The following is a 24,452-nucleotide window of genomic DNA, read 5'->3' as shown; positions in this document are numbered from 1 at the left end:
ATTATGGATTTGGGTATTTTAGGTCGCTGGGCGATTGTCTGCGCCGCCAGCAAAGGCTTGGGTCTGGCGTGTGCGCGAGCCTTGGCGAAGGAGGGCGTCAATCTGGTGATCAACGCGCGCGGCGACGAAACCTTGCAGGCCGCCGCTGCACAATTGCGCAGCCTGGCGCCGGGAATTGAAGTGCGCACGGTGGCCGGGGACATCAGCACTCCTGAGGTGCGCGAGCAGGTGCTGGCGGCGTGTCCGCAGGTCGACATCCTGATCAATAACGCTGGCGGACCGCCGCCGGGCGACTTCCGCGATTGGCAGCGTGAAGACTGGTTGAAGGCGCTGGACGCCAACATGCTCACCCCCATCGAGCTGATCAAAGCCTGCGTCGATGGCATGGCCGAGCGCGGTTTCGGGCGCGTGGTCAACATCACGTCGGGCGCGGTAAAAGCCCCCATCGATGTGCTCGGCCTGTCCAATGGGGCGCGCAGTGGATTGACCGGTTTTATCGCCGGGCTGGCTCGCCAGTCGCGGCTGGCCGGGCATAACGTGACAATCAACAATCTGCTGCCGGGCCCGTTCGACACCGAGCGCTTGCACAAAACCCTGAGCGCTGCCGCCGAAGCCAATAGCACCAGCGTCGAAAGCATCAGCGAACAGCGGCGCAAACATGTGCCGGCCCAGCGCTTCGGCCAGCCCGATGAATTCGGCGCCTATTGCGCGTTCATTTGCAGCGCTCACAGCGGTTTTCTGACCGGGCAGAATTTGTTGTTGGATGGCGGCAGTTATCCCGGTACGTTTTGAGGATCGTCAGGCGTGAAAGGAGCACAAGGCAAGTGAGCGTCGATATTCAATGCGTGGTGGTCGGGGCCGGCGTGGTTGGCCTGGCGGTGGCCAGGGCGCTGGCCCGGAGCGGGCGGGAAGTGATCCTGATCGAGGCCGGCGACGGCATCGGCGTGGGCATCAGTTCGCGTAATTCGGAAGTGATCCATGCCGGAATCTATTACCCGAGCGCCAGCCTGAAAGCGCAGTTGTGCGTGGAGGGCAAACAACGGTTGTATGCCTTTTGCGATGAGCGCGGCGTCGATTACCAACGCCTGGGCAAGCTGATCGTGGCCACCGACGAGCGCCAGTGCGTGGCCTTGCAAACATTGTTGGAGCAGGGCCTACGCAACGGCGTCGATGACTTGCAATGGCTGGATGCAGGACAGGCACGAGCGCTTGAACCGGCGCTGTCCTGCGTCGCGGCGCTCTGGTCGCCTTCCACCGGTATCGTCGATTCCCACGCCCTGATGCTGGCGCTTCAGGCGGACGCCGAAGCGTACGGCACGTCGATTGCCTTTCACACACCGCTGGCGTCCGCTCGTTGCACCGAGCAAGGTTTTGAACTGCACATGGGCGGCGCACAACCGATGACGTTGAGTTGCCGCGAGTTGATCAATTGCGCCGGGTTGTCCGCGCCGGACGTGGCGAGCCGGATTGAAGGTCTGCCACCGCAGCACGTTCCGACGGCGCGACTGTGCAAGGGCAGCTATTTCAGTTTCAGCGGTCGGGCACCGTTCCGGCATCTGGTGTATCCGGCGCCCGAACGTGCCGGACTCGGCGTGCACATGACCCTCGATTTGGGTGGACAGGCGCGTTTCGGGCCGGATGTCGAATGGGTCGATCATGTGGATTACCGCGTGGACCCGCGCCGGGCCGACGGCTTCTACGAAGCGATCCGGCGTTACTGGCCCGGTTTGCCCGATAACAGCCTGCAACCGGCCTACAGCGGCATCCGCCCGAAAATCACCGGCCCCAACGAGCCGGCCGCCGACTTCATCATCAGCGGTCCGGCCGAGCATGGCGTGCCTGGGCTGGTCAACCTGATCGGCATCGAATCCCCAGGCCTGACCAGCTGCCTGGCGTTGGCCGAGCGGGTGGTGCAGCGTTTGGCGCCGTATGCCTTTTAGCCGCAGGTGAAGCTGCCGGTTATCAGCGTTTGCGCCGCTTAGCGCCCAGAGGTCTATGCTTGGCAGAGTGCCCATTGTCATGGGAGAGCTGTGATGATCAACGTACGCACTGCCCGCATGCTTGCCGAATACAAGCAATGGGCCGACAAGCGCCTGTTTGACAGCCTGGCCGAACTGCCGCCGGGAGAGGTCGACAAAGAGCGGGTGTCGGTGTTCAGGAACATGATCGGCACCCTGAACCACATCTATGTCGTGGACTGCATCTGGAAGGCTCACCTCGAAGGCCGAGGGCACGGCTTCAAAACCTCACACGATCTGCTGCATCCCGACCTGGCTGACTTGCGCTTGGCGCAAAAGGACATCGATCACTGGTACTGTGACTGGAGCGCCCGGCAGACCGAGGCCTCGCTGGACAAACCCGTCGAGTTCACCTTCGTCTCGGGCGAGAGCGGTTCCATGAGCGCCGGCGCGATGTTGCTGCACGTGGTCAACCACGCCAGCTATCACCGGGGCTGGGTGATCCAGATGTATTTCGACATTCCAGCCATGCCGCCGATGACCGATATGCCGATCTTCCTGCGCGAAACCGATCCCGCGTCTTTCCAATCGATCAATGCCCCGGTCGCGGCGCCGACCTGTATAGGACGATTCTCGAGCGCAACCAACGTTCTGCCGAATCGTTATCGTTGACGCCTGGTGCAAGACAAGCAAGTCAAAGCACCAACTGCTGGCTAGATGGGTGATCGTTCCCACGTCGAGGCGTCGAACCGTCCGCGTGGGAATGCCTCTAGGGACGCTCCGCGTTCCAGCTTTCGAAGGGGACGCGGAGCGTCCCGGGCTGCATTCCCACGCAGAGCGTGGGAACGATCATTGCGAGCCGGATTTGATCAGTACTTTCCTGAACGTCTCCGGAAAAGGAGGCGCATTTATTTTTCAGTCTGGTCCTTGGTGTATGGGCCCGGAGTGAGTTTTAAACGTCGATGTTTAATCGACATCTCCAGACACTCTCTCAGGCTACACATCCTTGCGCCGTTGCCTGCGTCTGCGCCAGAATCCGCCGGCTTGTGCGCCTTGGGCCTGGACTCTATCGTTTCCGGGTCGCTGCCAATTCAGCGTCCGGACTTGACCGTCCGAATCGATCAAGGCGTACCAGTGGCCAAGAAAAGCTCCAGGCTTTTTGCGGTGGCTGTGCGAGGGACACTTTCGAGTGTGCCGGATTCCTTGATTTCCGGTCGGTCAACCCGCGTACAGCTGCCACCTTTCGTTTGACCGCGTCAGGTCGCAGCTCCGCCAATCAAGGAGCTTCACTGTGTTCAAAGCCACCCCCAATCCTCCGGATATAAACGACGTTTCCCCGTACGAATCCCCCCGACTCCAAAAAATTCAACGAAGCCGCCGACCGCGCCCTCGACCATTACCTCAATCCTGCCAAGGCACCAGCCGCAAGAAAACCCAGCACGATGTTCCTCATCGTGCCCGATATCGATTCGGAAAGCCTGCTGGCTCACGCCTGTGAGTCCATGGCCTCGGCAAGTGTGATGGCGAGTGATTTTGCCGGGGAGCTGCAAGGGTCGCAGCGCCACAAGATGCTGGCGTTGCAGCAGATCATCATGCTGGGCGAATTGGCAGTGAACCGGGCGCTGGATAACGTCGATCCGCAGAACGCCTGACGAGATCGTTCCCACGTCATGCCTCAAGGGACGCTCCGCGTTCCAGGTCGGGAAAGGGACGCGGAGCGTCCCGGGCTGCATTCCCACGCAGAGCGTGGGAACGATCATTGCGAGTTCGACTCGGTTAGCACTTTTTTGAACGTCTGGGACGACCTCCCTCGCCACAGGCTTTTGTGAACTCCACACATTGTGGTCTCACCACCACAGGGCTAGATCGTTCCCACGCTCTGCGTGGGAATGCCTCTAGGGACGCTCTGCGTTCCAGCTCCGGAAGGGACGCGGAGCGTCCCAGGCTGCATTCCCACGCAGAGCGTGGGAACGATCATGGGGGGCCCGGCTCGGTCAGCACTTTCCTGAACGTCTCCACCAGCGGCCGCAGATTGATCCGGTGCCACGCCGCCCAAAGTGGCGTGGTGAAGGAAATCCACGGCACTTCCCGCAGCACCACGCCCGGCGGTGCATTGCGGCTCAAGCCTTTTTGAATCATCGCAATCCCCAACCCCGATGCCACCAGCCCCAACGCGGTGAAGGGCTCGGTGGCTTCCATGCGGATGTCCGGGGTGAAACCGGCGCGGATGCAGGCGCTGATGAAGTCGTCGCGGCTGGCATCGTTCTGGCGGTGCTGCACACCGATCCATTCCTGATCGGCCAGGTCGGTCGGCGTCATTACAAGCTGTTTAGCCAGCGGGTGGTGCTCGGGCAAGGCCAGCAGCATCGGGTCGTCCAGCACTTGAAAGCCCAGCAGGTCCGGATCATCGGCCACGGGCGGTTCGCCAACCAGGGCGATATCCAGACTACGCTGACGCAGGCCTTCGAGTTGTTCGGCAGAGCTCAGGTTGTACAGCGCGACGTGCACGTTCGGTCGGTCGACGCGCAGTACGCGCAGGGCGTTGGGCAGCACGCCGGCGTGCATGGCGTTTTCAATGTAGCCGATGCACAACCCGCCTTCTTCGCCACGGCCCAGGCGTTTGCCCAACGATTCCAGGCGGTTGGCGTGGGTCAGCAGGGCGCGGGTTTCGGCGAGGAAAGTCTGGCCGTCGCGGGTCAGGCGGATGCGCTGCTGGCTGCGCTCGAACAGAGTCAGGCCCAGACGTTCTTCAAGCTGGGCGATCTGCCGGCTCAGGGGCGACTGGGAAATGTGCAAACGTTCGGCGGCGCGACCGACGTGTTCTTCTTCGGCGACGGCAACGAAGTAGCGCAATTGGCGGATGTCGATCATGTCAGACCTATCGGGACTTAAGTGCTGCACATTATGTCTTGGACGGTCCGATCATCGCAATCTAGGATCTGCTCATCGGTCACCTGCACCACTTGATGAAGGGCGACCTCTGAAACTGACGAGGATTGAACCATGAGCTTGAAAGACAAACTGCCCGGCGCGCTGGGCTTCGGTACGGCGCCATTGGGCAACATGTTCCGCGCCATTCCTGAAGACGAGGCGCTGGCCACCGTGCACGCCGCGTGGGATGCCGGCGTGCGCTACTTCGACACCGCGCCGTTTTACGGTTCGGGTCTGTCGGAGATCCGCCTGGGCGCTGCGCTGGCCCACTACAACCGCGACGATTACGTGCTGAGCAGCAAAGTCGGCCGGGTCATCCTTGATGAAGTCGAAGACACCGCTGCCCGCGACCTCGGCGAGAAGAGCGGGGTATTCGAGCACGGTCGCCCGAACAAGATCGTCAATGACTACAGTGCCGACGCGACCTTGCGCTCCATCGAAGACAGCCTCAAGCGTCTGCAGACCGACCGACTGGACATCGTCTGGGTGCACGACATTGCCCAGGATTTCTACGGCGATCAGTGGCTGGAATACTTCAACCAGGCTCGCACCGGCGCGTTCAAAGTGCTGACCCGCCTGCGCGAAGAAGGCGTGATCAAGGGCTGGGGCCTGGGTGTGAACAAGGTTGAACCTTGCGAGCTGACCCTTGATCTGACTGAAGCGCAGCCGGACGGCTTTCTGCTGGCGGGTCGCTACACTCTTCTCGACCACGATCGTGCCTTGCAGCGTCTAATGGACGCCGCCCTGGCGCAGAACGTCGAGATCGTGGTTGGCGGTCCTTACAGTTCGGGCATTTTGGCCGGTGGTGCACACTTCGAGTACCAGAAAGCCAGCCCGGCGATCATCAACAAAGTCGAGCAGATCAAGCGCATCGCGGCGGCCCACGGTGTCGACATCAAAGCCGCTGCGTTGCAGTTCTCGTTGGCGAACCCGGCGGTGGCCGCGGTGATTCCAGGCTCCAGCCGTCCGGACCGGATTGCTGAAGACGTGGCCGCGCTGTCGGCGGTCATTCCCGCCGCATTCTGGCAAGCGATGCGCGAGGCGAAACTGGTTTCTGACCGTGCGCCATTGCCGATCACAGGAGCATGAGCATGAAAATCGATTTGACTGGAAAACTTGCCATTGTCAGCGGCAGCACCGCCGGCATTGGCCTGGGCATCAGCAAGGCACTGGCCGAATCCGGTGCCACGGTGGTGGTGATTGGGCGCGAGACGGCCAAGGTCGAACACGCGCTGGCAAGCATCCGCCAGAGCGTGCCGGACGCGCAACTGCGTGGCCTGACCGCCGACCTCGGCACGGCTGAAGGCGCTGAAAAACTGTTCGCTGCCGAACCCCGCGCCGACATCCTGGTGAACAATCTCGGGATCTTCAATGACGTGGATTTTTTCGACACGCCGGACAGCGAGTGGACGCGCTTTTACGAGGTCAATGTGATCTCCGGTGTGCGCCTGTCACGGCATTACGTGCCGGACATGGTCAAGCAGGGCTGGGGGCGGGTGATTTTCCTGTCCTCGGAATCCGGCATCGCAACCCCGGCCGACATGCTCAACTATGGCGTGACCAAGAGCGCCAACCTGGCGGTGTCCCACGGCCTGGCCAAACGGTTGGCTGGCACCGGCGTGACGGTCAATGCGATCCTGCCCGGCCCGACGCTGACCGATGGCCTGGAGCAGATGCTCAAGGACGCCACTGACGCGTCGGGGCGTAGTATTCGCGAAGAAGCCGATGCGTTCGTGCGCAAGGCCCGGCCGACGTCGATCATCCAGCGCGTGGCGAATGTCGAGGAAGTCGCCAATCTGGTGGCCTACATTGCTTCGCCGCTGTCCTCGGCCACCACGGGCGCGGCGCTGCGGGTCGATGGCGGTGTCGTCGACAGCATGGCGATTTGAAATTTATTAATTAAGAGAGAGGACTACATGGCAACTGCATCAGCATTCATTGATATCCCGGCGTCGGCCGATAACGTGTGGCAATTGATTGGCGGCTTCGACACGCTGCCGGACTGGCTGCCGTTTATCCCGAAAAGCGAACTGAGCGAAGGCGGGCGGGTGCGCAGCCTGCAAACGGCGGACGGCGCGGTGGTGGTTGAGCGCCTGGAGGCGTTTGATAACGCCGGGAAGACTTACAGCTATTCGATTGTGCAGGCGCCGTTTCCAGCGACCGAATACCTGGCGACCATCAAGGTAGAAGCACAGGGCGATGGCACCCGGGTGACGTGGTCGGGCCGGTTTACGCCGGTCGGGGTGAGCGAGGCAGAGGTCGAGGCTTTGTTTGGCGGGATTTATCAGGGCGGCCTCGAAGCGCTTCGAGCCAACTACCCAACCTGAGAAGCACCGTAGTTCCCTGTGGGAGCGGGCTTGCTCGCGAAGGCGGTCTTACAGTCGACGATGATGTCGCCTGATCTACCGCCTTCGCGAGCAAGCCCGCTCCCACAGGGGAGCTTCTTTGTCTGGGAGAATGGCTCAGGTCTGGGGCATCAGGCTTTGCTGGCAATCGAGGGTCAATCGCGCGCCGCCGAGTTCGCTGATGCCCACTTCAAGTGCAAAGCCATGCAGGCTGGCAATCGCCGCAACGATCGAGAGGCCCAGGCCGAAGCCGTTTTTCTGATTGCCACCGTCCGCCCGATAAAAACGCTGGAACACCGCTTTGCGTTCGCTTTCCGGGATGCCGGGGCCTGAATCGAGCACTTCGATTCGCGTGTGCCCAGCCACATTGACCCCACGCAAAATCACTTCGCCGCCCGGCGGAGTAAACTTGATCGAGTTGCTCAACAAGTTCGCCACAGCCTCAAACAACAGCGCGCGATCGCCAATCAATGGTGGCAGCGATGCCGGCAATTGCAGCGTGAACACCAACTCGCCTTCCTCCGCTAGCGGCAGGTAGAAGTCGTGTAATTCCTGCAGCAGCGGCACCGGGTCCAGCTGCACAAAACCGGAGCGGCGCTGCCGGTCCTCCAGTTCGGAAATCCGCAACAAGCCACGAAACCGCGCCATCAAGGTGTCGGCTTCGGCGAGCACTGAATCCAGCTGCACGGCCAGCGTCGAGCCTTCATCCGCCTGCTGTTGAATCCGGTACAACTGCGCGCGCAGGCGGGTCAGCGGGGTGCGCAGGTCGTGGGCGATGTTGTCGCACACACCCTTGACCTCGTTCATCAAGCGTTCGATGCGTTCAAGCATGGCGTTGACGATGGCAGCGAGCATGTCCAGTTCATCGCGGCGGTTGGACAGGGGCAGGCGCCGGGTCAGGTCGCCGGCGACGATGGCTTCGGCGCTCGCTTGAATCGCACGAATGCGTCGCAACGGGCGCCGCCGCAGCAGGTGCCAGCCGGCGATACCGGGCAGAATGGTCAGCGTCACTCCCCAGAACAACGCGTGCAGAATGATGCGGGTCACGGCGAACAACGAACCGTTGTCGCGCACCAGCACCAGCCAGCGACCGTCCCGGGTCTGGGTCGCTACAGCGTCACAACTGTCGGCGGGCAGGCTGGGGTCGTCGGATTCGGCGCAGTCGCTGAGTATGTGGATCTTGCCGTCCAGCGGCAAACCTTCGGGAATGCTCTGCATCGCCCCGCTGAGGTAGCGGTGCTGGGCATCGAACAGGCCATAGGCGTCAATGCCGCGAATGTCGAAGGTCATGCTGACGGCGAGCGCGTCCAGCAGTTGCTCGCCCTGAAAGTGCGAAAACAGGTGCTGGCGTTGCATCAGCGAGTGCTTGGCCAAATTGTCCAGGTAAGCCGAAACCTCGAAATACATGACCCCCATGAGGATCCCGCTCCAGAGCACGAACAGCGAACTGTACAGCGCGAGCAGGCGGCTGCTGGACGAACGCCAGCCGTTAGAGGGGTTCAGCAATGACATATCCCGAGCCTCGCACGGTGCGGATCAACGGGACTTTACCAGGTGGGTCGATCTTCTTGCGCAGGCGGCCGATGTGCACGTCGATCAGGTTGGTGCCGGGGTCGAAGTGATAGCCCCAGACTTCCTCGAAAATCATCATCCGCGACAGAATCTGTCCGGTGTTGCGCATCAGGAATTCCAGCAGCTTGTATTCGGTGGGCAACAGCGTCAGCAACTGATCGTCGCGGCTGGCTTCGTGGCTGATCAGGTTCAGCTCAAGGTCGGCGACGCGCAAGGTGGTCGCCTGAGCGGTCACGGTGTTCTGGCGACGCAGCAGCACTTCAACGCGCGCGGCCATTTCATCGGTGGCGAACGGCTTGGTCAGGTAATCGTCACCGCCAGCGCGCAAGCCACGCACCCGCTCGTCGACGTCGGACAGGGCGCTGATCATCAGGATTGGCGTGGCCACGCCCATGGTGCGCAACGTGGTGACAATCGCCAGGCCATCGAGCTCGGGCAGCATGCGGTCCAGGGTGATCAGGTCGTAATTGCCGCTGACCGCACGCTCAAGTCCTTCACGGCCATTGTTGACCCAATCGACGTCGAGGCCGTGGCTGCTCAGTTCGGCGACGATTTCCCGGGCGGTCACGGCGTCGTCTTCGATGGTCAAGATGCGGGTCATAGGGCGTGCCTGATAGTCAGTTCATGGCGGAGTGTGGGGGCATTTTGCCAACAAATGCATGAGGTCTTTCTAAATAAAACTTCACCTGAAGAAAAGATCAACGGATCGCAGCCTCGTTTTACTCGACAGCTCCTACTGGGGGCCCGCATTCCATGTAGGAGCTGTCGAGTGAAACGAGGCTGCGATCTGGATGATGTTCAATGCATAAAACCCGCTGCTAACGCCTCTACCTTGCAAATTGCAATAAAACTGGAAGTTCAAACTATATAAATTATTGAAATAAAACGATTTATTTAAATCTTGCGACTGGCACGGTGACTGCAATTCTTCCTCTGAAGAGTTGTAACACCATCTTTCTGCCTGGAGCGAAAACAATGAATAGATCCTCTGATGGTTTCTATCCCGATATAGAAGAATCAAGCACGCTGTCGGGGGTGTCCTGGGGTGCGATCTTTGCCGGGGCTGCTGCAGCGGCGGCGTTGTCGCTGATCCTGGTACTGCTCGGTTTCGGCCTTGGGTTTTCGGCGGTCTCGCCTTGGGCCCATGAAGGCGTGAGCGCCAAAGGCCTGGGGATTTCCACAATCGTCTGGCTGGCTGCGACGCAAATCGTGGCTTCCGGGCTCGGCGGTTATATCGCCGGTCGCTTGCGGGTGAAGTGGGCCAACATGCACGGCGATGAGGTTTATTTCCGTGACACCGCCCACGGTTTCCTGGCCTGGTGCGTAGCCACGCTGGTGACTGCGACGCTGGTCGTCGGTTCGGTCAGCAGCATCGTCAGCGGTGGCGTGCAAGCCGGCGCAAGCGTTGTCGGTGGTGCGGCCAGTGTCGCAACTCAAGCCGCTGGCACCGCTGCGGCTAAAACCGACAGTGACCAATATGGCTACTTCGTCGACACCCTGTTCCGCGATGATCGTCCTGCCGCTGTCAGCGATGACGCTGCCCGCAGCACCGTGACCCGGATCTTCGTGCGCTCCCTGAGCGATGGTCAACTGGCGCCCGCAGACCGGACTTACCTGGCCCAATTGGTCGCCCAACGCACCAACCTGACCCAGGCCGATGCCGAACGCCGTGTCGATGAAGTCTATGCCCGCACTCAAAAAGCTGTTGCCGACGCCAAACTGGCTGCCCAACAAGCTGCTGACACCGCTGCCAAAGTCGCTGCTTGGACGTCGCTGTGGATGTTCGTTGCCTTGCTGATCGGTGCGTTTTTCGCCAGCTTCGCCGCTACCTTCGGCGGTCGTCGTCGGGATGCCGTGGTGTATCTGGAATCCGACACTTACGTCACCACCGCTACCTTGCCAGTTCGCTAACCCAGGAGAATTCTCATGCGCTCATTACTGTTGTTCTTTCTCGGCGTGCCAATCCCGATCATCATTCTGATCGCCCTGTTCATGCATTGATTCTCTGAGGCTTATGCCTCTGCCGCTTCCGCCTCTGGTGGAAGCGGCGTTTTGCTTTCTGAGATCCAGTAACGCGACTTCGGGCTAGCTCGCTCCCACAGGGTTCTTGTGATCAACACAAATCCCTGTGGCAGCGGGCTTGCCCGCGATGGCGGCAGACCAGCCGCCACATAGCCTAAACCTTACCGGCTTCCTGCTCCTCCATCTGATCCGCCTCAAACAATCTTACCAATTCCGCCCGCGCTTCCTGTGCCGTCTGCAAGACCTTCGCCGCATCGTCATACACCGCGTGCTGGGCTTCCAGCACTTGTTCATCGTGATGCTTGAAGCGCTTGATCCGCGCATCGGCCTGCGCCTGGGTCAACCCGAGGCCGACCAGGGTGCGCCGGCTCATTTCCAGGCTCGAATAATAGGTTTCCCGAATCGCCTCGGCGCCAAGGTCCACCAGCCGGTGCACATGCTGACGGTTACGCGCCCGGGCGATGATCTTGATGTGCGGATATAGCTTGTGCACCAGCTCGGCGGTTTTGATGTTGGTGTCCGGGTCATCGGTGGCGATGACAAAGTATTCCGCTTGCTCGACCTTGGCCGCACTGAGGATTTCCGGGCGCATCGGGTCGCCGTAGAACACTGGGACGCCGCCGAAACTGCGCGACAGTTCGATGGTTTCCACCGAGGTGTCCAGCGCGACGAACTTGATGTTTTGTGCCCGCAGAATCCGCGCCACGATCTGCCCCATCCGGCCCATGCCGGCAATCACCACGCGCGGCGCTTCGGTGTCGATGTCGCGGAATTTCTCCGGCACCTCGACAGGCTGCACCTTGGGCGTATACAGCCGCGCGCACAGCAGCAACAACAGCGGCGTCACCGCCATGGACAGGGTGATGGTCAGCACCAGCAAGTCGTACAGGCGCGGTTCGAATAATCCCTGGTCGCGCCCGATCTTGAACACCACAAACGCAAATTCACCACCGGCCGCCAGCACGATGCCCAGGCGAATGGCACTGACTTTACCCAAGCCGCCGGCCAGTCGACCGACCAAAAACAGCAGCGGTAATTTGAGGGCGATCAGCAGCAGGGTCAGCCCCAACACCGTGACCGGTGCGCTGAGCAACAGGCTCAAGTTGGCGCCCATGCCGACGCTAATGAAAAACAACCCCAGCAACAAACCCTTGAAAGGCTCGATCTGCGCTTCCAGTTCATGACGATATTCAGAGTCCGCCAGCAGCAACCCGGCGAGGAACGCGCCAAGGGCCATGGACACGCCGACCAGGTCCATCAGCCACGCCGTGCCGATTACCACCAGCAACGCGGTCGCCGTCGAGACCTCGGGCAAACCGGTCTTGGCCACCACGCGAAACACCGGTCGCAGCAGATACCGTCCACCGACCACCACCACCGCGATGCTACCCAACACCCGTAAGCCGTGGTTCAAGTCTTCGGCGGCGGTGGAGGTGTGATCGCCACCGGCCAATAACGGCACCATGGCAATCAACGGGATTGCGGCGATGTCCTGGAACAGCAGGATCGCAAACGCCAGGCGTCCGTGAGGACTGGTCAGCTCTTTGCGCTCGGCCAGGCTTTGCAGGCCAAACGCGGTGGAAGACAACGCCAGACCAAGGCCGAGCACGATGGCGCTGTTCAACGGTTGGCCGAAGACAAACAGCGCTAGCACGCCGATCACCGAACCCGTCAACAGCACCTGCGCCAGTCCCACGCCAAATACCGATTTACGCATCACCCACAAGCGGCGTGGTGACAGTTCCAGGCCGATAATGAACAGCAGCAACACCACGCCCAGCTCAGAGATATGGCTGACGCTCTGTGGATTACCGATCAACCCCAGCACCGACGGCCCGATGATCACGCCGGCAAACAGATAACCGAGTACGGCCCCCAGTTGCAGGCGTTTGGCCAAGGGCACGGTGAGCACGGCCGCGAACAGAAAAACGACGGCGGCTTGTAAAAGGTTGCCTTCGTGGGGCATGACGAACTCCAGACACTTGATACGGCGGGGCGACAAGGATAAAGGCTGAGGCTTCAGGCGTCAGCCGGAACATGAAGCGTTTCAGCTGGCAAGAAGACCAGGCGAATCTGGTTACATCTAGCATCAATTAGTTACATTCATAGGATAAGCTAATCAACCTGCCTGTTCACCGAGTGCGCATTATGGCCATCAACTTCGACCTCAACGATCTGCAAGCCTTTCGTGCCGTGGTCGAGCAGGGCAGTTTTCGCAAGGCTGCCGATACCGTGCGCATCTCCCAACCGGCACTGAGCCGGCGTATCGAAAAACTGGAAGACGCCCTCGGCGTACGCTTGTTCGAGCGCACCACGCGCAAGGTCAGCCTGACCCAGGCCGGGCGCGGTTTCATGCCGAGTGTCGAGCGCCTGCTCGATGATCTGGACATCGCGCTGCTGGGTATCAGTGAAGTCGCTTCGACCCGACTCGGCCATGTCACGGTCGCGTGTGTGCCGTCGGCGGCGTACTACTTTATGCCGCGAGTGATCGCCCGTTATCACCAGCAATTTCCCCGGATCAAAGTCAAAGTGCTGGATTCCAGCGCTCACGACGTGCTCGGCGCAGTGGTCAATGGCGAGGCGGATTTCGGCCTGAGTTTCATGGGCACACTGGAGGCCGAAGTCGAGTTCGAACCCCTGGTGCAGGAAGAGTATGTGGTGGCCTGTCGGCGCGATCACCCGTTGGCGGGGCGCAGCAGCGTGACCTGGGATGAGTTCTATCAGCAGGATTACATTTCGCTGGACAAGACGTCCGGCAATCGCTTTTTGCTGGATCAGGCGCTCAGCGGAATTGTCCCGCAGCGGCCGAGTATCTGCCAAACCCGCCATGTGACGACGATGATCGGTCTGGTAGAGGCGGGTTTGGGCGTGGCGGCGGTGCCGTTGATGGCGATGCCGGCGGCCGATCACCCGATTCTGACACGGGTGCCGCTGACCCATCCGCAGGTGATGCGCAGTGTCGGCTTGATCAAGCGCCGGGGTCGAACCCTGACCCCGGCGGCGTTGGAACTGGAACGACTGGTGGTGGAGATGAAAGTCCAGCCGTCTGCGGTCAGCGGCTGACCGAATCCAGCCCGGTGGCCTTCACGTCCGACTGCGCGGCTGAGGATGCCAGGTATTCAAGTAGCGCCTTGGCTTGCTCCTTGTGCTGCGCGCCTACCGGAATGCCAGCCGCAAAACGCGTCACCGACTGCACCGACTCCGGAATTTTCGCCACAAAACTTACTCCCGGCACGGGCAGCAGTTCGCTGACTTGCTGGAAGCCCAGTTGGTAATCGCCCGTGGCAACCACCGAACCGACCGGGATTTTTGGAATCATCTTCGACTTGGGCTTGAGTTGATCCTCGATGCCCAGGCGCTTGAACAGTTGCTCCTCGATGTACACGCCGCTGGCGCTGTCGGAATAGGCCACGGACTTCGCGTCGAGCAAGGTCTTTTTCAGTCCGTCGACAGAACTGATGTCCGGCTTCGGCGCACCTTCGCGCACCACCAGGCCGATTCGTGAATCCGCCAGTTCAACCCGAGACGCCGGGTCGACTTTGCCTTGCTTGATCAAGTCGTCCAGGGCGTAGCCCACCATGATCACCACATCGGCCTGCTCGCCACGCGCGAGTCGATTGGGGATCGCTTCCGGCGCCTTGCCCATCGAAGGGCCAAGGGCGGTGTCCAGTGTGTTGCCCGTGGAGGCAGCGAATTTCGGGCCGAGGATTTTATAGGCGGCGGTGAACCCGCCGGAAGTCATCACGTGGATCTCTTCGGCTTGGGCGATGGTGCTCAGGCTGAGACTGGCCAGCAAAGTCAGGGCAGCAAAATTGAATAGTTTCTTCATGGTCATGTGTTCTCAAAGGGTTCAGGACATCGCCGGTTGCAGGCGACCGGTCGAGCGGCGATAGAGATACAGCGTCGCGCACAACGCACAGAGCGCGGCGAAACTCATCCAGTAACCGGGTGCGGCCTTGTCGCCGGTGTACTGAATCAGGAAGGTCGACATCGCCGGGGTGAAACCGCCAAACACCGCGGTGGCCAGGCTGTATGCCAGGGAGAAACCCGCAACCCTGACTTCGACCGGCATGATTTCCGTGAGCGCCGCAATCATCGCGCCGTTGTACAAGCCGTAAATGAACGACAGCCACAGCAATACCAGCAGCATGTGCATGAAACTCGGCGCGTTGACCAGGAAGGTCAGCGCTGGATACGCGGTGGCGAGGGTCAACAACGCCATGGCAATCAGCACCGGACGACGACCGATCCGGTCGGACAATGCACCGCCAATCGGCAACCAGAAGAAGTTCGAAACACCCACCAGCAAGGTCACCAGCAACGCATCGGACGTGCTCAGGTGCAGTACGGTTTTGCCAAACGTCGGTGCGTAGACGGTAATCAGGTAGAAGGCGGTGGTCGTCAGCGCGACCATCATCATGCCGGCGAAAACGATCACCCAGTTCTGCGCCAGTGTGCGGAACACATCGCCCATGCTCGGACGGTGTTTACGCGCGGCGAATTCTTCGGTTTCTTCCAGGTTCCGGCGCAGGAAGAAAATGAACGGCACGATCATGCAACCCACGAAAAACGGAATCCGCCAGCCCCAATCGGCAATCATCGCCGGCGCCATCCACTGGTTCAGTCCATACCCCAGCCCGGCGGCGACAATGATCGCCACTTGCTGGCTGGCCGATTGCCAACTGGTGAAGAAGCCCTTGTTGCCAGGCGTGGCGATCTCTGAGAGGTACACGGAGACTCCGCCCATCTCCGCTCCGGCGGAGAAGCCTTGTAGCAGTCGACCGATCAGCACGATGGCAGGAGCGAACAGTCCGATGGTTTCGTAACCGGGTACCAGCACAATCAAGATCGTGCCGCTGGCCATAATCGACAGCGTGACAATCAAACCTTTGCGCCGGCCCACATCATCAATGTAAGCGCCCAGCACTACGGCACCCAACGGGCGCATCAGGAAGCCTGCGCCAAACACTGCAAAGGTCATCATCAGCGAGGCGAATTCGCTGCTGGCCGGGAAGAATACGGAGGCAATCTGCGTGGCGTAGAAACCGAAAAGGAAGAAATCGAATTGTTCGAGAAAATTGCCCGAGGTGACCCGGAAAATTGCACTGGCGCGGGAGCGCCCGGAAGGGATTGATGTTGTCATTGATCTGTACTCCACCGCTTTTATGACGTGCATGGCCTGGACGCAATGCACGGTTCTTATTGGGGCGAATGGTGGATCAGGGACATCGATATGATAAGTGCATTGTTGACATGCATTGATGCGTGAAGCGGATCAATGACAAGCGCAGATAGGTGGGAGGCGCTGCCAATCCTGCGTTCGACTTCGAGGCGGCTAATAATTTTTCGAATGATCGAGCGTCTGGGCGGTCCCACTTCAGCTACCAAGAATTTACTGGAGGTTCATCAATGAACAACAAGACCCTTATCGCCAGCCTCGCCCTCGTTGCAGGCCTGGCCGGTATCGCCCCGATCGTTCAAGCGGATGACCCACCACAAAAAACCGTTCAGCCCGGCGTTAACAATGCCCGCAAGCTGGTGGTTGGCGACCGTGCCCCGGACATTTATCAACGCAGCGAAAAAGCCCTGGGCAACTGGAAACAGAAGGGCCTCAAAGCCCCGAAAGACCAGGCGCAATGGGTGCAGATCAATGACAAGTACATGATGGTGATGATTACCAACGGGATGATTGTCGATATCACGCCAGTGGAGCGATAGGCCGACCGTAACAATTAGCCATGGAAGGCTGGTTGAATTCGTTTGCTAGCGCGGTAAAGCTCGGCGGCGATTTTGTTGACTGGATGTCAGGAGCGACTCGTTGGAAAAGAAACCCCTTTACCGCAAGATCAACACCTGTACATGGGGTGTCCAGCGGAACGATTACGCGGGTAAATACCGCCACCAACGCCATACCAAAGCCGCAAATGCCCGTGATGCGGTACGTGTTTCGATGCATGGAAAACGCCGCCACGGGTTTGATTACACGCCTTTGTTCCGGTTTCTGCTGTCACGCGTCGGCAGGCAATGGAGTGAGGTTTTTAGTGAAGCGATAGCTCGGCTCGATCGGCCTGAACCTGTGTTCTGGATGGTCGCTCTACATGAAAGTGAGCGGCAGGATTACGTCAGGACAGATGAAGCCAGTTACTTCAGCGGTTTATTTGTCGATGATCAGGGCTTCCTCGCAATAGTCACCCCCGAGTTGACTGCAGAGAACATGACTACTTTCTGCCGCTGCTGCACTCATAGCTTCAACGGTATTCCTTATGGGCAAAGTAAGGACTGAGCTGTTCATTCGACCCGACTAGTGCTAACCATCTGATCGCCCAACCGATACTGATTATTCCCACTGCGTTTAGCCTCATACATCGCCAGGTCGGCGATGTGAATCAGCCGGTCCATGCTCGGCGCGTGGTCCGGGAACACCGCGACGCCAAGGCTGGTGCCGATGTGGCGTTGGTCATTGCCGATGGTGATGGGCGGTGACAGTTCGACAAAGATTTTCTGGCAGATGTTGCGCGCTTCATCCTGCAGGCTGATGCCCTGGGGCAGCCCCTGCAGGATCACCACGAACTCGTCGCCACCGATCCGCGCGACAGTGTCGGTCGAGCGCAGGATTTTCTTCAGGCGTGTGGCGGTCGTGATCAGCACCCGGTCACCCGCGGCATGGCCGTAGTGGTCGTTGATGGCCTTGAAACCATTGAGATCGACGAACACCAGCGCCACTCTGGTCGCGCTTATGCGCGCCTGTTCCAGCGCATCGGACAAGCGTTCTTCGAGCACCAGGCGGTTGGGCAGACCGGTCAGCGGATCGTAATGGGCCAGGTGTTGCAGGTAGCTGGCCGAGGCTTTTTCCTCGGTGATGTCGCGCACCACCCCCATCATCTTGACGGTGGCGTCATGGTCGTTCTTGACCACGTTACCGGTCTCGCGCAACCAGCGAATGGTGCCGTCGGGCCACACCACGCGGTATTCCTCGTCATGGTTTTCACCGGTTTGCAGGCAACGCAATTCCCCGGCCCGCACCTGAGCCCGGTCATCGGGGTGTACGCAGGCACAAAATAGCGCGTAGGAGGGCGTCACCTCGCCAATCTTGAAGCCGAACATGCCGTAGATGGCGTCCGACCAGTAGAGCTTGTCGGTGTCGACATCCCAGTCCCAGGTGCCGATGCGGGCGAAATACTGGCTGCGCTTGAAGCGTTCGGCATCACCGTCCTGGCGCAGGGTCTGGCGCTCGGACAGGCTGGCGATCAATGCGCGTTGCTCGGCCAGCTGCCTTTGCAGCGAGCGCTCGCGACAGATCAACACGACGATCAGGGCAATCATCACCGAGCCGATGGCGGCGCTGGTCCAGACGAAACTCATTCAGGCGTTGCCATCGTTGTGTATTAACCATGAAGGGAGATGCCCAATAGATTAGTTCAGACGCGCGCCAAGTAGCAGTCGCTTTCTCTTCAGCGGACGCTAGACTTTATAGGCACGTTATCAGCATCGTGATCGTCCGCCCGGCAGGGAATCATCACCATGACTCAGGTCAACGCATCTGCCGCTGTGCCTCCGCCTGCGCCGGAGAGTTCGCAATTGTCGAGCCACTTCGGAGGTCCGACGTTGCTGTTCGGCGCTTACCTGTTTTTTTATTCATGGCTACACCTGTTTTATTACTTCAAGACGTTCGGCATACCGTTGGTGTCGCTCGATATCTCGTTGTACTTCTATCTCGCGTTTGCCTGGACGGTCGCGAAACAGTTTGGTCTCTGGTACTTGATCGGCGGCGCCATCGTTTATGTCTTGCTCAACAGCGGTTGGTCTTCGGACGAGAGGCCAATTCCCTACTTCCTGCACAAAGTGTTGTTTACGGTATTTCTGATTGTCGGCCTGTGGGGAACATCAGTGCTGGCCGAGCACTTCGGCACTCTCCAGGCTCAGCAAGTGCGCGACGGCGGGGTATTGCGCCCGATTCGCCTGCATTTCGACGAAAAGTACGCAAAGTTATATCCACCTGAACTGATGATGGCCACGGCCAGCAAGGACGGCGGGATAAAAGAGGCGGTGCTGCTGATTGAAACGGCTGCGACCTATTACGTGCTGGTGCAAAAGGTACTGGTGAAAACCGATAAGCAGCCACAACGCTACGATTCATTCGGCACGGTGTATCAAGTGCCGAAAAAGCAGGTGACCTACATCGAAATCGACGTTCCCAACATGCCGCGCGTAACCCGAACGTTGTTTTCTGACAAGTTCCTGTAATGACTCCCCTCTGGACTTATGGCAGGTGCGCTATGACCAGACGAATGATGGTGCTGTCGCTGGTTTTTTTAGCCAGCGCGGCGAAGGGCGAGGAAATATTGTTGATGCCCAGTGGCGAGCAATATCTGGGCAATCAGACGGTGGACCATTCGGGCATCTTCGTCGATTGCGACAAGCGGCCCCACAGTTCAGCGGACGGCAAGATCCAGCCGACCAGTCAACGGTGTACGAACAGCCAGGAGATTATTGTGGCGACGCCGCCGCTGATTACCCGTTCCCCGCTGGAGGTGGTGAGCGTCAACCCCAAAGACAAGAAAATCGAAGTCATGGAAGGGAACATGCACAAGACCCTGGACCTGAAAGGTTTTACAGACTTCCATTGGTTTGATTTCAACAAAGGCGACCAGATCGGCATTGTCACCGACCAGAAAAGCAGCATGGGCAAGTGGATCTTTCCAGAAGCCATATTCGGCAAGGACTTCGCCGTCGATGCCAAGGCCAAGGAAGAAAAAAAGGTCGAGGCGCAGGTGCCTAAACCGGACACGGGAGCTTGAAGAGTTGCCAGCCGGATGATTTTCTGGGAAAACCTCGTCCCTCGAAAACCTCCAATAGATAAAACATTGTCATGACTGAAGAACTGCAAATCATCGACCTCGAACCGGGCGATGGCAAAGCCGCCGTCAAAGGCGCGCTGATCACCACCCAATACCGCGGCTGGCTGGAAGACGGCACTGAATTTGACTCTTCCTACAGCCGCGGCAAGCCGTTCCAGTGTGTGATCGGCACCGGAAGGGTTATCAAAGGGTGGGATCAAGGGATCATGGGGATGCAAGTCGGCGGCAAGCGCAAGCTGCTGGTGCCCGCGCATCTGGCCTATGGCGAGCGAACGATGGGCGCGATTCCGCCGAATTCGAATCTGATTTTCGAGATTGAACTGCTGGAAGTGCTGACGCGCGATGATTGAGTGTGTGGTTTTAGTGACGGGGGATGCCGCAACTCTGCATCGCCCCGTAGTACGGGTAGCGATGCTTAACCTGACAGCGAATTCGATTTAAGCAAAATTCTACTCCCGCACACCGATGAACAGCTCCAGTTTTGTCGGTAACTGTTGATTGAGAACTGCAGCTATTTTTCTGGTTTGCTCGCCGGTCAGGTGCGTTTCGCCGTCCGCTGCTTCATCAAGACTTTTCCAGCCGAACGCATCCATTACTGCGTTTTCATTCTCAGGTCGAACGGTGTGTTCGAACTTCAGGAAGTCACCCGCTTCATCACCTTTCAAAAACCCGCTTATCCATAAAAACATAAAGATCCCTCAATTGATTTCTAAGCGATGCGGACGCTATATCAATAGGGACTGGATAGATGTAGGACGGGTCTGAAACGTGGGCCGTTTTTTCAAATGGCCTTACTAGCCAACGCTTGTTGAAAAGTTTCCCGATACGCATACAAGCCCGGTGTTCCCCCGGTCATGACAAACAACACATTGTCCCCGGAACGGAAATGCCCTTGTCGGATATCGGCCAACAACCCGGCGAAGGCTTTTCCGGAATACACCGGGTCGATCAACAATCCTTCGGCGCGAGCCATCAGGCGTACGGCTTCTTGCATGGACGGTGTCGGCAAACCGTACCCGTCGCCCAGCTGACTGCCGTCAATGTTGATTGCTTCAGCCGTCACAACGGCGTCGCTGCCCATCAACGCCAGGGCGTCCTGGGTCAATTTCAGGGTCCTGGCCGCTGACGTGTCGCGATCGGACAGCACTGAGTACGACTTGACGATTGAAGTGCCGCGACCCAGCAGCTCAAAGCCTGCTGCCAACCCCGCATGGGTGCCGGCGCTGCCGTTGGGCACCACGACCTGGTTGAATGTCAGGCCGAGTTCGGTTTCCTGCTGCGCGATTTCCGCCGCGCAGCGTGCATAACCGAGGCTGCCCAGCGGCGTCGAGCCGCCCGTGGGTATGACCAGCACTTTGCGTCCCGAGTCGCGAAGTTGTGCGGCGCGAATGTCGGCTTGAGCGAGCGAATCGCTACCCTTGGCGAGCACCCGGATGTCTGCGCCGAACAACTGATCGAGCAGGACGTTGCCGTTCAGCTCGTAGTCCACTTCGTCTTTGGGCACCGCGCGGGTCAGGATCAACTCGCAGGCAAGACCCAAGCGGGCGCACACAGCGGCGGTCAGGCGCGCATGGTTGGATTGCAGGCCGCCGACGGTAATGACCGTGTCGACACCGGCCTCAAGCGCGGCGCCAATGTGAAATTCGAGTTTGCGCAGTTTGTTGCCGCCACCGCCGATCAGCATGTGATCGTCACGCTTGAGATACAGGCCGATGCCCCGCGACTTCAAATCCAGCCATTGCTCCAGGCGTTCAGCCCTCTGAATCGGGTCGAGCTGATTCTGAGCAACGAAGTGGTGGACCTGTACGAGACGTCGTTTGACCTCGCTTTCAGGATCTCCGAGCTGATCGGCGTCAATCTGCTGGCCAAGTCCTTGCCGCCATATCGAATGGTGATCTGCGCATCGCCCCGGTATCTGCAGAAATGGCAGGAGCCGCAAACACCCGAAGACCTGCACCGACACAGAATCCTTACTCACACTTCCTGGAACAACCGCTTCGCCTGGCCGCTGAGAAACGGCGCCAATGAAGTGCCGTGGCCAGAGCGAGCGGTGCTCAAAAGCAATGACGGCCAGGTGTTGTTGCAGGCGGCTGTGGCCGGAGAGGGGATTTTGATGCAGCCCGATTTTCTGGTGTCGGCGGCCTTGGCCAATGGCGAGCTCGTGCGGATCATGGAGGACTATGTTCCGCCGCCCAAACCGGTGCAGATGGTGTACCCGCGTTCAAGGAAGTCACTGCCCAAGTTGAAGGCGTTTGTCGATTTCGTTGCGGATCGACTGGCGTAAAGGGCACAGCCACTTTTGGATATTCGTCTTGCCAGTTCGATCAGGATCAGTGACTATGCGCGCCAGATAGGGGTAGGGGGTATAGGTATGTCGCACATTCACGAACACAAAGATGATTTGCTCAACCGGGTGCGACGCATCTCAGGCCAGGTCCAGGCGGTGGAAAAGGCGCTTGAGTCCGACGCTGATTGCGCCAAGACCCTGCACCTGGTCGCCGCCATTCGTGGTGCGGTCAACGGTTTGATGGATCAGTTCATCGACGCCCACGCCCGTGAACACGTGGCCCGTCCAGGCCTGAGCGATGAAGAGCGCGCCGAAGGCCTGGAAGAGTTACTGCAAGCCATCCGTCGTTACTCGAAATAAGGCCTGGAAAAGAACCATGACACCGTTACCGCAGGCTTCGAATTTTGCCCACGACCATATGTTCCTGGGCGCTTCCCATGATGAAAACGCCCGCCGCACCTGGTGGGTGGTGGCGCTGACCTTCGTCATGATGATCGGCGAAATTGCCGCCGGTTACCTCACGGGTTCCATGGCGTTGCTGGCCGATGGTTTCCACATGGCGACCCATGTCGTTGCCTTGGGCATCGCGGCGGCGGCCTATGGTTTTGCCCGGCGGCACGCCAGCAACGCCCGCTACAGTTTTGGTACCGGCAAGGTCGGTGATCTGGCCGGTTTTGCCTCGGCCATGGTGCTGGGGTTGGTGTCGCTCGGTATTGCCGTGGAGTCCGTCCTGCGGCTGTTCCAGCCGACCACCGTAGCCTTTACAGAGGCGACAGTGATTGCCGTGGTCGGTTTAGCGGTGAACATCGCCAGTGCCTTTCTGTTGATGGGGCATCATGGGCATCACGGCCATGATCATGGTCATAGCCACGATCACGACCACGGCCATCATCACGACAATAACCTGCGCTCGGCCTACGTCCACGTGCTGGCCGATGCCTTGACCTCGGTGCTTGCGATCGCGGCGTTGCTGGCCGGCCGTTACCTGGGCTGGGTCTGGCTGGACCCGGCGATGGGTATCGTCGGTGCCATTGTCATTGCCAAATGGGCCTACGGCCTGATGCGCGACAGTGCAGCGGTGTTGCTCGACACCACCGATGAGCCAGTGGCTGCTGAGATTCGTGAGTTGCTGGCGACGGATGACGTGCGCATCAGCGACCTCCACGTCTGGCAGGTCGGGCCTGATGCGCGGGCGGCGATTGTCAGTGTCGTGGCCAGCGCGCCGGTCAGTGCCGACACCATTCGCGAGCGCCTGGCGCCGGTTCATGAGCTGTCTCACCTGACGGTGGAGTTTCGCACCGCTTGACGTCCTGTGCGGGGCCGTCGTTGAAATGCGGAACGCGGCCGTTGAGGGAAGGGCGGTAGTGCCAGCTCAGGTAATCCCAATCGGGTCGATGGGCCAGGACCTCCTTCAGCGTCGCTTCGGCGATCTTCAACGCCAGCCTCTGCCCCGGACAGTGATGACGCCCCGCGCCAAAGGTAAAGCTGCGGCGTTGTGGGCGATCCAGCATAAACGCGTCGGGACGCTCACTGAGCTGCGGATCACGATTGGCCGACGCCAGCAGCACCAGAATCACATCGCCTGAATCGAGGCGGACACCGTCAATCTCACACGGCGCGACAACGAACCGCCGGGTATTCTGCACTGACGGATCAAAGCGCTGAACTTCTGCGATCAAGTGGTCAACGCGCACCGATTCGCTGCGCAACGACGGGTTTCGAATCAACGCCAACAGCGCATTGCCGATCAGTCCGGCGGTGGCCTCATACGTCTGGGAAAACAACCCGATCAGGTTGGCCATCAGCGTTTCATGGTCAGCGGCGAAACGCTGACGAATCCCGGCGAGCAGTGTGCTTTTGTTGTCCGGATCCTCCAGCAGCTCAATAAAATAGCCCCGCAATTGCTCTGCCGCTCCCTGCGCGGCCTGCAGTTGCGCCTGATCACTGAGCGGCGACAGGCACGCAACGAAATCCGCTGTCAGCTCGCCGATCGCCCGCCCTTGGGCCGGTGAGAACCCCAGCAACGCCGCCACCACACAGACCGGCCCGCGGAACATGGCGTTGTACAACCCAGCAGCGTCCGGCGTGATCAGCCGCGCGCTCACCAGCGTCTCGACTTCGCTGACATCAATCAACGCCAGCCCCGGCTCGATCGCCGACCTCGGACAGCGGTGACGTTCGCCCTCGTTCATACGCATCAATTGCGCAAACACCTGGCCGGCCATGCCGCCAACAATCGCCTTGGGCACCGGCTCGTGGGGCGGTCGCACATGGCAATCGGGATGCGCGAGCACGGCAGCGACAGCTTGGGCACTGCTCGCCACCCACAGTTTCAGCCCCTGATGAAAAACCAGCCCGCCCTCGGCACGCAGTTGGGCGTAATAAGGATAAGGATCGACATGAGTTGCAGCGATGATCGGGTCCATGGGTCGCAGCCTTGTTCGTGATGGAGAAAGTGTTGCTACTATCTCCAGTCCGA

The 24,452-nt window shown here is 59.7% G+C and carries 25 protein-coding genes and 2 pseudogenes; 17 read left to right on the top strand and 10 right to left on the bottom strand.

From position 1 onward, the window contains the following. The first annotated feature begins 3 nt into the window (after positions 1-3). The 4 genes and pseudogenes from K5K95_RS28490 to K5K95_RS28475 all read left to right on the top strand — a co-directional run bounded on the left by K5K95_RS28490 (position 4) and on the right by K5K95_RS28475 (position 3,610). Positions 4-792, top strand: coding sequence for an SDR family oxidoreductase (locus tag K5K95_RS28490; protein WP_222587177.1), 789 nt, complete (start codon positions 4-6; stop codon positions 790-792). Positions 793-824: 32 nt separating this feature from the next. After that, positions 825-1,940 carry an NAD(P)/FAD-dependent oxidoreductase gene (locus K5K95_RS28485; protein ID WP_222587176.1) on the top strand — a complete coding sequence of 372 codons (1,116 nt, stop codon included), beginning with the start codon at positions 825-827 and terminating at the stop codon, positions 1,938-1,940. Between the two features lie 93 nt (positions 1,941-2,033). Next, positions 2,034-2,630 carry a DinB family protein gene (locus tag K5K95_RS28480; protein ID WP_222587175.1) on the top strand — a complete coding sequence of 199 codons (597 nt, stop codon included), beginning with the start codon at positions 2,034-2,036 and terminating at the stop codon, positions 2,628-2,630. 619 nt (positions 2,631-3,249) lie between these two features. Then, positions 3,250-3,610: pseudogene (locus K5K95_RS28475) on the top strand (DUF6124 family protein). A 322-nt stretch (positions 3,611-3,932) separates the two neighbouring features. Here K5K95_RS28475 and K5K95_RS28470 read toward each other — a convergent pair. After that, positions 3,933-4,829 (bottom strand): LysR substrate-binding domain-containing protein, encoded by an 897-nt coding sequence (locus K5K95_RS28470; protein ID WP_222587174.1) that lies wholly within the window; start codon positions 4,827-4,829, stop codon positions 3,933-3,935. A 132-nt stretch (positions 4,830-4,961) separates the two neighbouring features. Between K5K95_RS28470 and K5K95_RS28465 the strand changes: the two genes are divergently transcribed. From K5K95_RS28465 to K5K95_RS28455, 3 genes are read left to right on the top strand one after another with little or no spacing between them, the layout of a single operon-like run. Further along, positions 4,962-5,978 (top strand): aldo/keto reductase, encoded by a 1,017-nt coding sequence (locus K5K95_RS28465; RefSeq protein WP_222587173.1) that lies wholly within the window; start codon positions 4,962-4,964, stop codon positions 5,976-5,978. A 2-nt stretch (positions 5,979-5,980) separates the two neighbouring features. Continuing rightward, the gene (locus K5K95_RS28460; protein WP_222587172.1) at positions 5,981-6,778 is read left to right on the top strand and encodes an SDR family NAD(P)-dependent oxidoreductase; all 798 of its coding nucleotides are present in this window, start codon (positions 5,981-5,983) and stop codon (positions 6,776-6,778) included. Positions 6,779-6,805: 27 nt separating this feature from the next. Beyond that, complete coding sequence (locus tag K5K95_RS28455; protein ID WP_222587171.1) at positions 6,806-7,216, top strand: SRPBCC family protein; 411 nt, start codon at positions 6,806-6,808, stop codon at positions 7,214-7,216. Positions 7,217-7,351: 135 nt separating this feature from the next. Here K5K95_RS28455 and K5K95_RS28450 read toward each other — a convergent pair whose 3' ends face one another. After that, on the bottom strand, positions 7,352-8,746 hold the full coding sequence (locus K5K95_RS28450) for a sensor histidine kinase (RefSeq protein ID WP_222587170.1): 1,395 nt from the start codon (positions 8,744-8,746) through the stop codon (positions 7,352-7,354). After that, the gene (locus tag K5K95_RS28445; protein ID WP_010455216.1) at positions 8,724-9,407 is read right to left on the bottom strand and encodes a response regulator transcription factor; all 684 of its coding nucleotides are present in this window, start codon (positions 9,405-9,407) and stop codon (positions 8,724-8,726) included. The genes K5K95_RS28450 and K5K95_RS28445 overlap by 23 nt, the downstream gene beginning before the upstream one ends. A 374-nt stretch (positions 9,408-9,781) precedes the next feature. Between K5K95_RS28445 and K5K95_RS28440 the strand changes: the two genes are divergently transcribed. Further along, positions 9,782-10,717, top strand: a complete 936-nt coding sequence (locus tag K5K95_RS28440) for a hypothetical protein (protein WP_222587169.1) — start codon at positions 9,782-9,784, stop codon at positions 10,715-10,717. Between the two features lie 265 nt (positions 10,718-10,982). On the opposite strand, the gene K5K95_RS28435 is transcribed toward K5K95_RS28440, so the two are convergent. Beyond that, positions 10,983-12,794: a monovalent cation:proton antiporter-2 (CPA2) family protein gene (locus K5K95_RS28435; RefSeq protein WP_222587168.1), complete on the bottom strand. Its 1,812-nt coding sequence runs from the start codon at positions 12,792-12,794 to the stop codon at positions 10,983-10,985. 182 nt (positions 12,795-12,976) lie between these two features. Here K5K95_RS28435 and K5K95_RS28430 point away from each other — a divergent pair, with 182 nt between their 5' ends. After that, positions 12,977-13,891, top strand: a complete 915-nt coding sequence (locus K5K95_RS28430; protein WP_090184913.1) for a LysR family transcriptional regulator — start codon at positions 12,977-12,979, stop codon at positions 13,889-13,891. On the opposite strand, the gene K5K95_RS28425 is transcribed toward K5K95_RS28430, so the two are convergent. Continuing rightward, positions 13,881-14,657, bottom strand: a complete 777-nt coding sequence (locus tag K5K95_RS28425) for a substrate-binding domain-containing protein (RefSeq protein WP_222587167.1) — start codon at positions 14,655-14,657, stop codon at positions 13,881-13,883. The two genes, K5K95_RS28430 and K5K95_RS28425, sit on opposite strands and share 11 nt — an antisense overlap. A 21-nt stretch (positions 14,658-14,678) precedes the next feature. Continuing rightward, positions 14,679-15,971, bottom strand: coding sequence for an MFS transporter (locus K5K95_RS28420; protein WP_222587166.1), 1,293 nt, complete (start codon positions 15,969-15,971; stop codon positions 14,679-14,681). Between the two features lie 266 nt (positions 15,972-16,237). On the opposite strand from K5K95_RS28420, the gene K5K95_RS28415 reads away from it, so the two are divergent. After that, complete coding sequence (locus K5K95_RS28415; protein WP_222587165.1) at positions 16,238-16,546, top strand: RcnB family protein; 309 nt, start codon at positions 16,238-16,240, stop codon at positions 16,544-16,546. 100 nt (positions 16,547-16,646) lie between these two features. Further along, on the top strand, positions 16,647-17,111 hold the full coding sequence (locus tag K5K95_RS28410; RefSeq protein WP_222587164.1) for a hypothetical protein: 465 nt from the start codon (positions 16,647-16,649) through the stop codon (positions 17,109-17,111). Positions 17,112-17,116: 5 nt separating this feature from the next. Here the strand turns inward: K5K95_RS28410 and K5K95_RS28405 are convergent, their stop codons facing one another. Beyond that, positions 17,117-18,190 carry a sensor domain-containing diguanylate cyclase gene (locus K5K95_RS28405; protein WP_222587163.1) on the bottom strand — a complete coding sequence of 358 codons (1,074 nt, stop codon included), beginning with the start codon at positions 18,188-18,190 and terminating at the stop codon, positions 17,117-17,119. 159 nt (positions 18,191-18,349) lie between these two features. Here K5K95_RS28405 and K5K95_RS28400 point away from each other — a divergent pair, with 159 nt between their 5' ends. The 3 genes from K5K95_RS28400 (at position 18,350) to K5K95_RS28390 (ending at position 20,036) form a co-directional block, all read left to right on the top strand. After that, entirely contained in the window at positions 18,350-19,072 is a 723-nt protein-coding gene (locus tag K5K95_RS28400; protein ID WP_222587162.1) for a hypothetical protein, read from the top strand. 44 nt (positions 19,073-19,116) lie between these two features. After that, positions 19,117-19,626: a hypothetical protein gene (locus tag K5K95_RS28395; protein ID WP_222587161.1), complete on the top strand. Its 510-nt coding sequence runs from the start codon at positions 19,117-19,119 to the stop codon at positions 19,624-19,626. A gap of 71 nt (positions 19,627-19,697) precedes the next feature. Further along, a complete protein-coding gene (locus K5K95_RS28390) occupies positions 19,698-20,036 on the top strand; it encodes an FKBP-type peptidyl-prolyl cis-trans isomerase (protein WP_222587160.1) in 339 nt (112 codons plus the stop codon). 99 nt (positions 20,037-20,135) lie between these two features. Here K5K95_RS28390 and K5K95_RS28385 read toward each other — a convergent pair whose 3' ends face one another. Further along, positions 20,136-20,375: a pyocin S6 family toxin immunity protein gene (locus K5K95_RS28385; RefSeq protein ID WP_222587159.1), complete on the bottom strand. Its 240-nt coding sequence runs from the start codon at positions 20,373-20,375 to the stop codon at positions 20,136-20,138. Between the two features lie 92 nt (positions 20,376-20,467). Further along, positions 20,468-21,454, bottom strand: a pseudogene (locus K5K95_RS28380) (D-cysteine desulfhydrase family protein); the annotation flags it as partial. On the opposite strand from K5K95_RS28380, the gene K5K95_RS28375 reads away from it, so the two are divergent. The 3 genes from K5K95_RS28375 to dmeF all read left to right on the top strand — a co-directional run bounded on the left by K5K95_RS28375 (position 21,371) and on the right by dmeF (position 23,279). Further along, the gene (locus K5K95_RS28375) at positions 21,371-21,970 is read left to right on the top strand and encodes a LysR substrate-binding domain-containing protein (RefSeq protein ID WP_261398091.1); all 600 of its coding nucleotides are present in this window, start codon (positions 21,371-21,373) and stop codon (positions 21,968-21,970) included. The pseudogene K5K95_RS28380 and the gene K5K95_RS28375 sit on opposite strands and share 84 nt — an antisense overlap. Before the next feature lie 87 nt (positions 21,971-22,057). After that, positions 22,058-22,333, top strand: coding sequence for a metal/formaldehyde-sensitive transcriptional repressor (locus K5K95_RS28370; RefSeq protein WP_090184884.1), 276 nt, complete (start codon positions 22,058-22,060; stop codon positions 22,331-22,333). Positions 22,334-22,349: 16 nt separating this feature from the next. Next, positions 22,350-23,279 (top strand): CDF family Co(II)/Ni(II) efflux transporter DmeF, encoded by a 930-nt coding sequence (gene dmeF, locus K5K95_RS28365; protein WP_222587158.1) that lies wholly within the window; start codon positions 22,350-22,352, stop codon positions 23,277-23,279. Here dmeF and K5K95_RS28360 read toward each other — a convergent pair. Then, complete coding sequence (locus K5K95_RS28360; protein WP_222587157.1) at positions 23,200-24,399, bottom strand: cytochrome P450; 1,200 nt, start codon at positions 24,397-24,399, stop codon at positions 23,200-23,202. The genes dmeF and K5K95_RS28360 overlap by 80 nt on opposite strands. Between the last annotated feature and the right edge of the window lie 53 nt (positions 24,400-24,452).

It is taken from the genome of Pseudomonas sp. DR48 (assembly GCF_019823085.1).
In the GTDB taxonomy this organism is placed as follows: Bacteria; Pseudomonadota; Gammaproteobacteria; order Pseudomonadales; family Pseudomonadaceae; genus Aquipseudomonas.
Note: the sequence above shows the minus strand (reverse complement) of the source record. Positions and strands in the feature narration are given on the sequence as shown.